Origin of the sequence: Amorphoplanes digitatis (assembly GCF_014205335.1) — a bacterium.
GTDB lineage: Bacteria > Actinomycetota > Actinomycetes > Mycobacteriales > Micromonosporaceae > Actinoplanes > Actinoplanes digitatus.
The window spans coordinates 4896658-4910748 of the sequence record NZ_JACHNH010000001.1 but is presented as its reverse complement, the minus strand read 5'-3'; the positions used below and the strand labels follow the sequence as shown (position 1 = coordinate 4910748).

General features: G+C 72.2%; 10 protein-coding genes. 5 read left to right on the top strand and 5 right to left on the bottom strand.

Annotation, left to right across the window (positions count from 1 at the left end):
* The first annotated feature begins 40 nt into the window (after nucleotides 1–40).
* Entirely contained in the window at nucleotides 41–2011 is a 1971-nt protein-coding gene (locus tag BJ971_RS21480) for a beta-galactosidase (protein WP_184995028.1), read from the top strand.
* 19 nt (nucleotides 2012–2030) lie between these two features.
* Here the strand turns inward: BJ971_RS21480 and BJ971_RS21475 are convergent, their stop codons facing one another.
* On the bottom strand, nucleotides 2031–2711 hold the full coding sequence (locus tag BJ971_RS21475; protein ID WP_184995027.1) for a GH12 family glycosyl hydrolase domain-containing protein: 681 nt from the start codon (nucleotides 2709–2711) through the stop codon (nucleotides 2031–2033).
* 158 nt (nucleotides 2712–2869) lie between these two features.
* On the opposite strand from BJ971_RS21475, the gene BJ971_RS21470 reads away from it, so the two are divergent.
* Entirely contained in the window at nucleotides 2870–3970 is a 1101-nt protein-coding gene (locus BJ971_RS21470; protein ID WP_184995026.1) for a glycoside hydrolase family 53 protein, read from the top strand.
* Here BJ971_RS21470 and BJ971_RS21465 read toward each other — a convergent pair.
* Nucleotides 3963–4475, bottom strand: a complete 513-nt coding sequence (locus tag BJ971_RS21465; RefSeq protein ID WP_184995025.1) for a hypothetical protein — start codon at nucleotides 4473–4475, stop codon at nucleotides 3963–3965. The two genes, BJ971_RS21470 and BJ971_RS21465, sit on opposite strands and share 8 nt — an antisense overlap.
* Before the next feature lie 252 nt (nucleotides 4476–4727).
* Between BJ971_RS21465 and BJ971_RS21460 the strand changes: the two genes are divergently transcribed.
* Together BJ971_RS21460 and BJ971_RS21455 are read left to right on the top strand one after the other, a co-directional pair.
* The gene (locus BJ971_RS21460; protein ID WP_184995024.1) at nucleotides 4728–8942 is read left to right on the top strand and encodes an NACHT and WD repeat domain-containing protein; all 4215 of its coding nucleotides are present in this window, start codon (nucleotides 4728–4730) and stop codon (nucleotides 8940–8942) included.
* Between the two features lie 19 nt (nucleotides 8943–8961).
* Nucleotides 8962–9408 (top strand): GNAT family N-acetyltransferase, encoded by a 447-nt coding sequence (locus BJ971_RS21455; RefSeq protein ID WP_184999017.1) that lies wholly within the window; start codon nucleotides 8962–8964, stop codon nucleotides 9406–9408.
* Between the two features lies 1 nt (nucleotide 9409).
* On the opposite strand, the gene BJ971_RS21450 is transcribed toward BJ971_RS21455, so the two are convergent.
* On the bottom strand, nucleotides 9410–10528 hold the full coding sequence (locus BJ971_RS21450) for an FAD-dependent oxidoreductase (protein ID WP_239087347.1): 1119 nt from the start codon (nucleotides 10526–10528) through the stop codon (nucleotides 9410–9412).
* A gap of 24 nt (nucleotides 10529–10552) precedes the next feature.
* On the opposite strand from BJ971_RS21450, the gene BJ971_RS21445 reads away from it, so the two are divergent.
* Nucleotides 10553–11278, top strand: coding sequence for a TetR/AcrR family transcriptional regulator (locus tag BJ971_RS21445; RefSeq protein WP_184995023.1), 726 nt, complete (start codon nucleotides 10553–10555; stop codon nucleotides 11276–11278).
* On the opposite strand, the gene BJ971_RS21440 is transcribed toward BJ971_RS21445, so the two are convergent.
* A complete protein-coding gene (locus tag BJ971_RS21440; protein WP_184995022.1) occupies nucleotides 11256–11723 on the bottom strand; it encodes a hypothetical protein in 468 nt (155 codons plus the stop codon). The genes BJ971_RS21445 and BJ971_RS21440 overlap by 23 nt on opposite strands.
* Nucleotides 11724–12148: 425 nt before the next feature.
* Nucleotides 12149–14041, bottom strand: a complete 1893-nt coding sequence (locus BJ971_RS21435) for an endo-1,4-beta-xylanase (protein ID WP_184995021.1) — start codon at nucleotides 14039–14041, stop codon at nucleotides 12149–12151.
* Nucleotides 14042–14091: the final 50 nt, after the last annotated feature.

Below are 14091 nucleotides of genomic sequence, written 5' to 3'. Positions count from 1 at the left end.
CTAGTTTGGCTGGATTCCAAACTAACTACAAGGGAGCGGGATGCCGCGGCTGCTGTACGGCGGTGACTACAACCCGGAGCAGTGGCCCGAGGAGGTGCTGGCGGAGGACGTCGAGCTGATGCGCCTGGCCGGGGTGAACCTGGCCACCGTCGGGGTGTTCGCCTGGTCCAGGCTGGAACCCGCACCCGGGCGGTACGAGTTCGGCTGGCTCGACAAGGTGCTCGACCGCCTGGCGGGCAACGGGATCTCGGTCGCCCTGGCCACCCCGACCGCGTCGCCGCCGCCGTGGTTCGGCCTGGCGCACCCCGAGGCCCTGCCCGTCGACCAGAACGGCGTCCGGCTCAGCCACGGCAGCCGCGACACCTACTGCGCCAGCGCGCCCGCGTACCGCGAGGCCGCCGTGGCGATCGCGACCGCGCTCGCCGGGCGCTACCGGGGCCATCCCGCCCTCGCGATGTGGCACGTGCACAACGAGTACAGCTCCACCTGCCACTGCGACCTGGCCGCCGAGGCGTTCCGGTGCTGGCTGCGGGCGCGCTACGGCGACCTCGACGCGCTCAACGACGCCTGGACCACCGCGTTCTGGAGCCAGCACTACGGCGACTGGGCGCAGATCCAGCCGCCCCGCGCGACCCGCTACCTGCCGAACCCCGCGCAGGTCCTGGACTTCCGCCGGTTCACCTCCGACGAACTGCTCGCGGCGTACACCGCGCAGCGCGACATCCTGCGGGCCGCGACGCCCGGCGTGCCGGTCACCACGAACTTCGTGCTCGGCGGGTGGGTGCCGGTCGACCACGCCCGGTGGGCGCGCGAGGTGGACCTGGTCGCCATCGACCACTACCCCGGCGACCCGGGGATCGGCGCGGAGGAGGAGGCGGCGTTCGCCGCGGACCTGGCCCGCGGCTGGGCCCGGCACAGCCCCGGCCGGCCGGACTGGCTGCTGATGGAGACGGCGCCGAACCTGATCTACGCCGCCGACCGGATGCACACCAAGGAGCCGGGGCGGATGGCGCGGCAGAGCCTCGCGGCGGTCGCCCGGGGCTCCGCCGGTGCGCTGTTCTTCCAGTGGCGGGCGCCGCGCGGCGGCGCCGAGCTCTTCCACTCCGCGCTGGTGCCGCACGCCGGGCCGGACAGCCGGGTCTTCCGCGAGGCCGTCGAGCTGGGCGGGCAGCTCGAACGGATCGCCGCGTCGGCCGAGGGCGCGGTGCGGGCCAGGGCGGCGGTCGCCTACGACGAGCCGTCGGCGTGGGCGTTGCAGGCGCCCGGGCTGCCCTCCCGGCGCCTCGACCACCTCGACGAGGCCCGGCACGCGCACCGCGCCCTGTGGCGGCGGGGCATCGTCGCGGACGTGATCGGGACGCTCGGCGAGCTCTCCGCGTACGCGATGATCGTGCTGCCGGGGCACTACCTGATGTCCGACGACCAGGCCGGGGCGCTGCGGTCCTGGGTGGCCGCGGGCGGCCGCCTGGTCGCGACGTTCCTCAGCGGCGTCGCCGACGAGTACGGCCGGATCCGCACCGGCGGTTACCCCGGCGCGCTGCGGGACCTGCTCGGGGTACGGGTGGAGGAGTTCCATCCGCTCGGCCCGGACGAACGGGCCGGGCTCTGCTCGGGCTCGGGTGAGTTGTGGAGCGAGACCATGCGGCTCGCCGGGGCGACCGCCGTCGTCCGCTATGCCGGCGGCGTCCTCGACGGCCGGCCCGCGGTCACCCGGCACGCCGTCGGCGACGGGGCGGCTTGGTACGTCTCGACCCGGCTGCCGGCGGATCGCTACGGCGGCCTGCTCGGTGCCGTCGCGGCCGAGGCCGGGGTCGGCCCGGAATGCGAGGGCGCGCCGCCGGGCGTGGAGGCGGTCCGGCGTCGCGTCGGCGACCGGTCCTGGCTGTTCCTGCTGAACCACACGGGGGAGGACCACGAGGTGCGGGCCGCCGGGGTGGAGCTGCTGAGCGGGAAGGCCGTGTCCGGCGCGGTCCGGATCGCGGCCGGGGGCGCCGCGGTCATCCAGGAGTAGCTGACCGCGGCGCCGGCCTTCACCCGGTGACCGAGAACGAGTTGGTGATGAAGTCCCGGCCGCCGGACGCCGAGGTGATCTCGTAACCCAGCTGGACGTTGCCGATGGTCACGTCGCCGAACCAGCCCCTGGCCCGGATCCACTGTGCGATCGCCCTGATGTCGACGGTGCCGGCGCTGGTGTTGCCGGTCCGCACGAACGAGTAGACCTGGTTGGCGCCGTTCGAGCCGCGGTAGATCGCCCAGGTGTGCCCGCCGACCGAGGTGGTCGTCTGGAGGCTGCCGAGCGGGCCGACCGCGCCGTACTTGTTCATCCAGAGCATGATCTCGTGCGCGTTGTCGGAGGACCAGATGTCGTACGCGGTGGTGAACGCGACGCCGCTGGTGGGCACGGTGACGTTGAAGCTGCTCGTCGTGGTGCCGAGCGCGCTGACCTTCTTGCCGATGTAGCGGGTCGCGTTGGGGTACGACTTGATGCCGCCGGTGTTGGGGTGGTTCGCCCACACGCCCCAGTTCGAGGCGGAGTTGGCCCAGATGGTCTGCGGCCCGTAGCCCGAGCCCCAGACGTTGTTGTAGAGCGTGTAGCCGTTGCTGGACCAGGTGCCCCACCGGTCCGTCGACCACCAGGCCGCCGCCTGGGCGGGCGCCGCGAACAGCGCCGAGGCGACGACGGCCAGCACGGCCGCGATCACTCGTCTCATGACCCTCCTTAGTTTGAGCCCCCAACTAAGTCGAATGATACACGTCAATGCGCTGCGGCGATGCTGTGAGCGCTCCCAGTGCGTCTACCATGTCTTTACTACCGCTGCGTAGCCGTCTACTGTGAGCGCTCCCAGCCTCGATTGACAGGTGGTGGCGTATGTTCCGCAAACTTGCCGGCGTCCTCGCGGTCGTCCTGTCCGCAGCCGTCCTGGCGGCGCCGCCGCAGCAGGCCCAGGCGGCGAGCACCCTGTCCATGCGCGGCGCCGACGTCTCCACCCTCCAGCGCGCCGTAGACCTGGGCGCGAAGTACTACACGGCCGCGGGCGCCGTCGCCGACCCGCTCGACATCCTCAAGTCCGCCGGGGTCAACTACATCCGGCTCCGGGTCTGGAACAACCCGGCCAGCGGCTACAACAACGCGGCCAAGGTGCTGGCGTACGCGAAGACGGTCAAGGCCAAGGGCTTCAAGCTGCTCATCGACTTCCACTACTCCGACACCTGGGCCGACCCGGGCAAGCAGTACAAGCCGGCGGCGTGGTCGAGCCACGGCATCTCCGCGCTGACCACGGACGTCTACAACTACACGTACGGCGTCTGCAACAGCCTCAAGGCGCAGGGCACCACGCCGGACAGCGTCCAGATCGGCAACGAGATCAACGTCGGCATGCTGTGGAACGACGGCAAGGTGGTCAACAACGACTTCACCAACCTGAGCCTGCTGCTCAAGGCCGGCTACAACGCCACAAAGGCCTGCAACTCCGGGACCCAGGTCATCATCCACACGGCCAACTCCGACAGCGACGCGCACGCACGCTGGTTCTACGACGGGATCAGGGCCAAGGGCGTCGTCTGGGACGTCACCGCGCTGTCGTACTACTGCAACTGGCACGGCACGATGGCCAACATGACCTCGGTGGTCGCGGACATGATCTCCCGCTACGGCAAGCCGACGATCCTGGCCGAGACCGCCGCGCCGTTCACCCTGAACAACGCTGACGGCACCGGCAACAGCATCAACACCGCCTGCTCCGGGTACGCGGCGACCTGGGCCGGCCAGGGCGCCGCGTTCACCGCGGTGCAGAACGCCGCCAAGGCGGGCGGCGCGATCGGCGTCTTCTACTGGGAGCCGACGTGGACGGCGGTGCCCGGCAACGGCTGGGACCCGGCGAACATCGCCTCCTCCGGCGACGGCTGGGACAACATGGCCGTCTTCAACTGGACGAACGTCTTCAACGGCGCGGTGAAGTGGATCAGCTGACCACTCCGGGTTGAATCTCCTGCGGCTCGCTCTCCTGCGGCATGGCAAGGTGGATCGGGACGGTGCCGATCGGGTCCGCTGCGGGCCGGTTTGCTCGCTCACCTCGTTCGAACAGCATCCGCAACTCGGGATACCAGGGTTGCGGCGTCAGGAACAGCTCCTTGAGGATCGGCTGCCTCAGTGAATCGACAGCGCTTGCCGGCCAGCACTCACCATGGACCGCATCCGGCATCTCACGCGTGTGCTGGAGTCCGAGCTCGTGCACATTGGCCATCATGTCGGCCACTACGAGCGCCTCCACTCGATTCGGATCATCGGGCGGGCACGCCTTGCCGGAGAGGAAATAAGGCATGAGGTGCGGGCGACTGATGATCAGTTTGAACACGTCGTGATACATCTGGGTGACCCCGAGATGTGAGTTGTAATTGGCCGCGACGCCGGTGATCCGGACCTGCCGGCGCAACTGCAATGTCTGCCAGGCGAGGAAGATAAACGAGAAGGTCACACCACAGAGGCCGACTATCGCGGAAGCGCTGGACAGTGACATCGACGCCCCAAACCTAGACAACGGGTTCAATCCAGGAAACAGCTACCTGTCAAGCGCGATCCCGCTGGCGCCTGCCGGCGCTCACGTGGGTGAGCGCCGGCAGGTTTCAGTGCTGCGAACCGTTGATACGTACGCCCACACCCGTGGTGCGAACCTGGCGGCCGATCGGCTGTTATCAACTGCCAGGTGACAACAGCCGAACCAGGTGCGATGCGGGCAGCGGTCGCCGAGACGATCACGAACAATGCGGCGCGGCTGCGCGGCATCTCCGCACCGGCGCTGATCGGGCTGCTCTCGGCCTCCGCGCTGGCGCCGGTCATCGCGGCGGCGGCGGGCACGGGCGCAGTGATCACCGCCGGCGTGGCGGCGGTCGGCTCCGTCGGAGCGAACGTCCTCACCGGCGTCGTGACCGACGCCGTCGCTCGCCTGCGCCCCGACGACGGCCAGGCACCACCGTCCGCGGCGCAGGTGCAGCAGGCCGTCGCCGAGCGGATCGAGGCCGCCTTCACCTCCACCACCCCCGCGGACCGGGACCTGCGCGGCGAGGTCATGGCGCTCTTCCAGGCGGTCGACATCGCCGGGACCGCGTTGCGGACCGCGGCCGCGCTCGACGGCCCCCACCTGCTGCCCGGCATGATCGGCGCATTCTCCGAACTCACCGCCCTGTTCGGGGAGTTCGCGTTCGTGCTCGTCAACTCCCGCCTCGGCACGGAGGCCCTGCACCAGGACCTGCGCCGCGAGATCGCGCGACAGAGCGCCGATCGCGAGCGCGCGCGCCAGGCCGACGCCGACCTCGGCCTGGTCCTGGACGCGCTGCGCGATCTGCAATCGCGCCGGCCGCCCGCCGCCGGCCCTGGCGGGCAGCCGCGCTGGCCCGGCTGCCCCTATCTCGGACTGTTCCCCTTCCAGGAGCGCCACGCCGCGATCTTCTACGGTCGCCGCGCGCTGACCTCCGCGCTGCTGCGGCGCATGGCCGACCAGCTGACCGGCGGCGGCATCCTGCTGGTGCTCGGGGCGTCCGGTGCGGGCAAGTCGTCACTGCTGCGTGCCGGCCTGCTGCCCGCCCTCGCCGACGACCGTCCGGTACCCGGCTGCCGGAGCTGGCCGCGCCGGGTCATCACCCCCACCGCCGACCCGGTGGGTCAACTGGCGACGCACCTGGCCGACCTGGCCGGCGCCGACGTGATCAGCGTCCATCGATCGCTGACCGAACGCCCCGAACAGGCACACCTGCTGTCCGGCCAGGCGGTGTCCGGGCTGCCCGAGCCGCACCGGCTCGTCCTGATCGTCGACCAGTTGGAGGAGCTGTTCACCCTCGTCGACGACGCGCGGGAGCGGGACGTGTTCCTGACGGCCCTGCACGCGATGGCCACGCACCGGCCGCACACCGCACTGGTCGTCGCGATCGTCCGCAGCGACTTCCTCGACCACGCCACCGCCTGCGCGCCGCTCAAGCAGGCGCTGGAGGCCGGCCCGTTCGCCGTCGGCGCCGTCACCGAGTCCGAACTGGCCGAGGCCGTCACCGGCCCGGCGGCGGAGGCCGGCGTCGCCGTGCCGGACGACCTCACCGGGAAGATCCTCGACGACCTGCGCGACCGCACTCTGCCCGTCGGCTTCGACAGCGGCGCGCTGCCGCTGCTGTCCCAGGTCATGTACGTGATGTGGCACGCCGACCACGAACACCGCCTCACCGTCGCCGGGTACCACCGCACCGGCGGCATCGCGGGGATCGTGAACACGAGCGCCGAACGCGCGTTCGACGCGCTCACCGGCGATCAGCGGCACCTCACCGTCAAGGTCTTCGCCCACCTCGTCGCCACGACGGACGGACGGCCCACCCGCCGCCCCGCCACCCGCGCGGCCCTGCGCGCCGCGGCCGCCTGCGACGACGGCGACCTCGACGCGATCCTCGACGCGTTCACCGAACAGCGGCTGATCATCCGGGCCGGCAACGACATCGTGACGGTCGCGCACGAGGAACTGCTGCGCTCCTGGACCAGGCTGCGCGACTGGCTCCAGCCGAGCATCGCGGACCAGGCCCTGCACCGCGCCCTCGTCGACGATGTCCAGGCGTGGCACGACCACGACCAGGACCCCTCCTACCTCTACCGGGGCAGCCAGCTGCTCGCGGTGCGACACGCCACCCGGCGCTGGGCGGCCGACCCCGCCGGACGCCTGAGCGTGGACCGCACCGCGGCCGACTTCCTCGCCGCAGGCCACCGCCGTGCCCGGCGCCGCCAGCGGGCCTACCGGGCGGTCGCCGCCGTCATGGTGGTGCTCCTGCTCGCGACCGGCGGCGCGGCGATCGTGGCCGTCACCAACGCGGCCCGGGCGAACCGGCAACACGCCATGGCGCTGTCCCGCCAGCTCGCCGCGCAGAGCCGCGCCATCAGAGCGCGGGACGTGATCACCTCCGCCGACCGGGCCACCTCCGAACGCCTGGCGGCGGCCGCCCTGCACGTGGCGCACACGGACGAGGCCGCCGCGGCGGCGAGCGCCCTGCTCGGCGACGGCCGCAACACCCTGCTGCACACCAGGCCGGTGGGGGTGATGGCGTTCTCACCGGACGGGCGGATCCTCGCCACCGGCGACGGCACGACGGTCCGACTCTGGGATCCGTACACCGGCAGGCTCACCGGCATCCTGCCGACCGGCCACGCCAGGACGGTGATGGCGGTGGCGTTCGGCCCGGACGGCCGGCTGCTCGCCACCGCCGGTGACGACGGGACGGTGCGGCTGTGGGACCCGCGCACCCGCGCACCCGTCGGCGCGCCGCTCACCGGGCACAGCGGCTGGGTGGGAGCGCTGGCGTTCCGCCGGGACGGGCGGCTCCTCGCCACGGCGGGCAGCGACGGGACGGTGCGGCTCTGGGACCCGGGAACCCGCAGACCCGTCGGCGCCCCGCTCCCAGGGCACACCGGTGTGGTGCGTGATGTGGCGTTCAGCCCGGACGGGCGCCTGCTGGTCACCGCCGGCGAAGACGGGAGGGTGCTGCGGTGGGATCCGGCCGCAGGCAGGCGGGTCGGCACGGTGGGCACCCCGTACGGCCACGGGAACTCGGTGAAGTCGGTGTCGTTCAGCCCGGACGGGCGGTTCCTCGCCACGGCCGATGGCGACCGGACGGTCCGGCTGTGGGACCCGCGCACCGGCGGAGAGGTCGGCAGCCCGCTGACCGGAAACCACCGCTGGGTGGCGGCGGTGGCGTTCAGCCCCGCCGGGGGAGCCCTGGCCGCCGTCGGTGGCGACGGGACGGTACGACGGTGGAAGGTGCCGATGCCGCCACTGTGCTCCGCGAACTGCGTACCGGCCGCGGCTCCCGACAGCGTCGCGATTCACGGTGCCGGCCGGGGGACGGCGGTGCTGTTCAGCCCGGACGGTGAACTGCTGGTCACCGCCGGCGACGACGCGACGGTGCGGTTGTGGGACGCCTCCACCGGCAGACCCGCGGGCCCGCTGCTGTACAACGCCAGGCTGTGGGCGATGGCGTTCAGCCCGGACAGCCGGCGCCTGGCCACCGCGGACACGCGTGGTGGGCTCCGGCTGTGGGATCCGGCCACCGGAGAATTCGCCGGGAACCCGTTCACCGACTACGGCGGTCCGGTGTCCGACGCGGTGTTCAGCCCGGACGGCGGGCTGCTGGCGACAGCCGGCGGCGACGCGACGGTGCGGTTGTGGGACCCGTACGGCAGCCGGCCCGCGGGCCCGTCGCTGCACACCGCCGAGCCCTCGGCGATGGCGTTCAGCCCGGACCGGCGGCTACTGGCCATCGCGGACACGCGCGGGGAGATCCGGCTGTGGGATCCGGCCACCGGAGGACTCGCCGGTACCCGGCCCAGCGGGCACGCCCGTCCGGTGTCCGCAATGGCGTTCGGCCCGGGTGGCCGCCTCCTGGCGACCGCCGGCGAGGAGGGGACGGTGCGGCGCTGGGACACCCGTACCGGTGAGCCCGTCGGCGAACCGCTCACCGGGCTCACCGGCCAGGTGGAGACGATGAGGTTCGGTCCGGACGGGCGGACCCTGGCCGCGGTCCGCTACGACGGGGTGGTGCGGCTCTGGGACCTCGGCACCGGCGAGACCGTCACACTCGCCGGGTCCGCCGGCGAGGTGCGGGACATCGCGATCAGCCCGGACGGGCGGTTTCTGGCCACGGCCGGCACGCGCGGGGCCGTGCGGCTCTGGGACACCCGGACCGGCGAACCCGTCGGCGTCCCGCTCACCGGGCACGGCGCCCCCATATCGGTGGTGGTGTTCAGCCCGGACGGTCGGCTCCTGGTCACCAAGGGCGCCGACGGGACCGTGCTGCTCTGGGATCCCACGGCCTACCTCGATCCGGAGGCGAGCCTGTGCGCGCACGCCGGTGCCGTCAGTGCCGACGAATGGCGCGCGTACGCACCCGGTGAGCCGTTCGTCGATGTCTGCCCCTGAACGGCAGAATGCGGACGTGATGGAGATCCGATCGTTCCGGCCCGGCGACGCCCCGGAGATCAGCGACGTCATCGGGCGCTGCCTGCGCGAGGTCAACAGCCGCGACTACCCGGAGAGCGTCATCACGCTGATGTGCGAGCACTTCACCGCCGGACGGATCGCGGAGCTCGCCGGGGAGCGGCAGATGTTCGTCGCCGTGGAGGACGGGACCGTCGTGGGCACGGTCTCCCGTGACGGCAACAAGGTCTTCACGATGTTCGTCCGGCCGGGGACGATCGGCAGAGGGGTGGGGCGACAACTCATGCGCCACATCGAGGCGCTGGCTGCGGCCGAGGGACACGCCTACATGGAGACCGGCGCCAGCATCTCCGCACACGGCTTCTACCAGCGCCTCGGCTACCTCGACGTGCGCACCAGCGAGACGGACTTCGGCCTCAACTACATTCTCCGAAAGCCGCTGCCGTAGCTCAGCTGCCGGTGGACCCCTTCGTGAAGAAGCGGACGATGTCGTCGGCCGCGGTGGGTGACAGCATCATCGCCTGAACCCGTGCGGACATCTCGGCGATCGGGTGGATCCTGGCGAACATCGCCTCCTCGTACGCCCGGATCGCCGAGCCGGGGTCGGCGGGGTCGGCGGCGAGTGCGGCGGCGAGCTCGGCGGCGTCGAGCATCGCCTGGTTGGCGCCCTCGCCGACCGGCGGCATCAGGTGCGCGGCGTCGCCGAGGAGGGTGACGCCCGGCCGGTGGGTCCAGCGTGCGCCGGCGGGCATCGCCTCGACCCTGTGCGGGGTCGGCGGGTCGTCGCCGGCCTCGATGAGTGCGGTGAGGCGGGGTTCCCAGCCGTCGAAGACGTCCAGCAGGGCGCGCTTGCTGCGGAGGGTGTCCAGGTGGCGATCGTCGGCGGGCAGGGAGATCCCGACCCGGATGCCGCCGTCGCCGAGGCGCTGCGCCGAGAGGATCCGGCTCGCGCCGACGCACCAGAGGTTCCCGGGGCCGACCAGCTCGGCGAGCTCCGGGTGGCGGCGATCGACGTCGCCGATGCTGAGCTCGGCCCGGGTGGCGACGGGGTACAGCGCCGCGTCGGTGAGCAGCGACCGGACGACCGAGCGCGCGCCGTCCGCGCCGACGAGGACGTCGCAGCCGGCGCTGTGGCCGCCGTCGAACCTCAGCGTGAAGCCTCCGCCGGGTCGTGGCTGCGCCGCGACGAGCCGGTGCCGCCAGGCCACCGCCTCGCCGGGTAGCGAATCGAGCAGCAGGTCACGCAGGGCGCGGCGGTCGATCTCGGGGCGTCCGGAGAACGAGCCCGGTCGTGGCACGTGGTGCACGAGGGTGCGCCCGGCCGGGTCGAGGATGCGATGCTCCTCGCCCTCCGGCCGCGCCTGTGACCGGAACCGGTCGGCGAGGCCCGCCTCGGCCAGTGCCCGCTGCCCGGATTCCGGGTGCAGGTCGAGCATGCCACCCTGTGACCGCGCGGACCGGCTCGCCTCGCGTTCGTACACCACCGCGGGGATGTCGTGCCGGTGCAGGATCCGGGCCAGCGTCAGGCCGCCGAGCCCGCCTCCGGCGATCGCAATGCGCATCGTCATCTCCCTTACCGTACGCTGTACCTCATGGATACACCGTACGGTAGCGCGCCACTGCCCGTCTGGGAACGGCCCGAGCCGGCGCCCCGGGCGGCGCCGGTGCCGCTGAGCCGCGCGAAGATCGCCGCGTCGGCGATCCGGATCGCCGACGCGGACGGCCTCGACGGGCTGTCGGTCCGCAAGATCGCCAAGGAGCTCGGCGTCGGCCCGATGCGGCTCTACGACTACGTGACCAACAGATCCGAACTGCTCGATCTGATGGTCGACGCCGTGTACGCCCGGATCGCCGAGGGCGGCGAGCACGCCGAGTGGCGCGCCACGGTGCTGGCCGTCATGCACCGGACCCGCGCCGCCGCCCTGGACCATGAGTGGTTCGCCGACCTGCTCGGCGCGAGGCCGCACCTGGGACCCCACGCGCTCGCCGTCGGCGAGTCGACCGCCGCGGCGCTCGCTCAGGCGCCGGGCGTGCACGGCATCGACGATCTCCAGCGTGCCCTGGGCGCCCTCAACGCGTTCCTCGTCGGAGCGCTCCGCCGGGAGATCACCGAGCGGCGCACCGCCCGCTCGACCGGCACCGACGTGCCGGCCTGGCAGGCCACCCTCGGTCCCTACCTGACCCGCATGCTCGAAACGGGCCGATACCCCACCATCGCCCGCCTCGTTATCGACGGCGCCCACCTCGACGCCGCGGAGACGTTCCACCACAACCTGACCACGATGCTGGACGGCATCACCGGCAATCGCCCCGCGTGATGCCATCCTCGGGAGTCGTGCCGCCGCGGTAGCGGTTCCAGCGCTCGGCGGCATCGGCGAGAGGGCCGAGATGGGTGGCGGATGGTCGTTGCTGTTGACGGTCACGGCACAGGACGGCGAGCCGGCGGCGAAGGCGTCGACCGCCTCGGGCCGGGCAGCCGACCACACCGAGATCTGGCCGGCCCAGGCTTCCGCCTGTTCGGGGGGATGAGGGCGGCGGCGACCGCGGGTAGATCCGGCGAGCCGGGCTCAGGTCCGGATACCGGCCCTCGACGTACTCGAAACCCAGCAGCAGCCAGCCATCGATCTCGATCTGCCAGTGCAGTCGCGGCATCTCAGCGGGCAGGTACGGATTGATCCGGTCCTCATTGCGATGCATCCAGCCCATCGGGTTACCGGCGACCGCGCCCTTGCAGAAGAAAAGCCCATCGCGGCCGTCCAACACCGCCGCGAAGTCGGAGATCGACCCCGCTTCGACCGGAGTAACCCGCAGAATCGGGCCTGTGCGCCTCCGCACTCCGTCCCGAAGGTGAGCGGGGTACTGCCGTCGGCCGTGGCAATCTCCCCAACCGGCACCAGGAAGTGGTTGTCGGAGTCGATCAGGCTGAACACCGGCCACCATGCATGGAGCCCGAGCAGCACGAGCACGATCCCGACGCCGTCCCCGGCGCGCGTCGGTGATCGATTCGGCTGGTCGTCCACGGTGGCAACCCTCTTCCCGCCGGCGCCGGGCACTGCCGGCCAAAACCCAGGATGGCCGGGCTCGGCCGCCCGGTGCGGAGAAATCGCGATCTCGTGCGAGGCGCATCGCGGCCCGGCCACCGCCGCGGGGAACGGCGGGAACCGGGCCGAGAAGGGCGAACGGCAGGCTCAGGTGACGGAGCAGGCCGCGCCGCCGAGGGTGAAGGCGGATGGCGCGGTGTTGGCGCCGGTCCAGGAGCCGAGGAAGCCGAACGAGGTGGTGCCGCCGGGCGCGACCGCGCCGTTCCACGCGGCGTTGGTGACCGTGACGTCGGCGCCGCTCTGCCGCGGCGTGCCGTTCCAGGCCTGGGTGATCCGCTGTCCTGAGGGGAACGACCAGGACAGCGACCAGCCGGCCAGCGCGGCGGCGCCGGTGTTGGTGATCCGCACCTCGCCCTGGAAGCCGCCCGGCCAGGTGCCGGTCACCCGGTAGGAGACCGCGCAGCCCGAGGCGGCCGGCGGGGTGATCCGCGACGGGTCCACCACGCCCCAGTACGCCGGCTTGGCCTGCAACATCGTGTCGAACAGCAGCGGGGCGTCCTTGCGGGTGACCGGGAACGTGTCGAGCCAGGTGTTGTCGTCGGCGAGCCCCCACAGGGTCACCGAGGTGATCTCCCCGGCGTGGCGGCGGAACAGCGCGAGCATGTCGCGGTAGACGTACGCCTGGGCGAGCAGCCGGTCGGCCGGCGGTGCCGGGAAGGACTCCGAGTTGTCGCGGTAGATGCTGACGTCCATCTCGGTGATCTGCTGGGTGACGCCGAGCGGGACGAACTTCTGGAGCATCGCCTCGGTCTCGGCGACGGTGGGCCAGCCGATGTTGATGTGCACCTGGTGCCCGACCCCGTCGATCGGGATGCCCTCGGCCCGGAGCTTGGCGACCAGGTTGAACAGGGCGTCCCGCTTGGCCGGCACGTTGGTGTTGTAGTCGTTGATGATCAGCTTGGCGTGCGGCGCCACCTCGCGGGCCACGGTGAACGCGGTCCGGATGTAGTCCAGCCTGGTGACCGCGTACCAGGTGCTGCGCCGCATCCCGTCCGGCTGGCTCTCGTCGATCACCTCGTTGACCACGTCCCACGTCGCGATGTCGTCGCCGTAGTGCGCGGCGACGTTGCGGATGTGGTTCTCCAGGCGGGCCAGCAGCAGGGCCCGGTTCTCGGCGGTCGCGGTCATCGGCGCACCCGCCGCGTCGGTGAAGACCCAGGCCGGCGTCTGGTTGTGCCAGACCAGGGTGTGGCCGCGCACGGCCAGATCGTTTGCCTTCGCGTACGCGATGAGCGGATCGGCCTGCGCGTAGCTGAACGAGTTCTCGGCCGGCTCGGTGGCGTCCCACTTGAGCGCGTTGCCGGGGGTGACCGACGTGAAGTGCCGGGCCAGCAGTTCGCCGTGGACGCCGAGGGTCTCCGCGGCGGTGATGGCGGCGCCGACCGGGAACTCGGTGACCACGTCGCGGATGCGCGGGATGTCGGTCTGTATCGGGAGCGCGGGTACGTAGGAGACGGTGACGTCGTCGACGAAGAACGACCCGGTGGTGTCCGCGGTCTCGACGTAGACGCGCAGGAAGTCGACGTCGGTGGCGAGCGTGTACCGGCCGCTGAGGGCGACCCAGGCGCCGGCGCTGACGGCGGTGTTCCCCGCTACCTGGTCGTAGCTCGCGACGCCCGCCGTGTGGCGCTCCACGCTCAGCCGGGCGCTGTCCGCGGCGGCGCCGTCGGCGAGGCGCACCCACGCGGTGACCGTGTACTGGGTGCCCTTCTCGAACACGTCCAGCACGTCGAGCGAGGGCCCCTGCCAGCCGGCCGTGCGGCCGGTGACGGCCAGGCTGCCCGTGCCGCCGTGCGCGGCGGCGTCGCTCGCGGCGACCGTCTCGCCGCCCCGCGCCGCCCAGCCCTGCGCGGTGCCGTCCTCGAAGTCGCTGGTGACCACGGTGATGGGCGCCGGGTCCGCGGCGTGGGCGGGCGCGACGCCGGTGAAGAGCGCCGCCGCGGTCAACAGGGCGCAGGCGGCCGGAAGGGGCAGGTGCATGACTGGTCCTCACGCGAGACAGTGACGACCATCGTTACATGGGAGCGCTC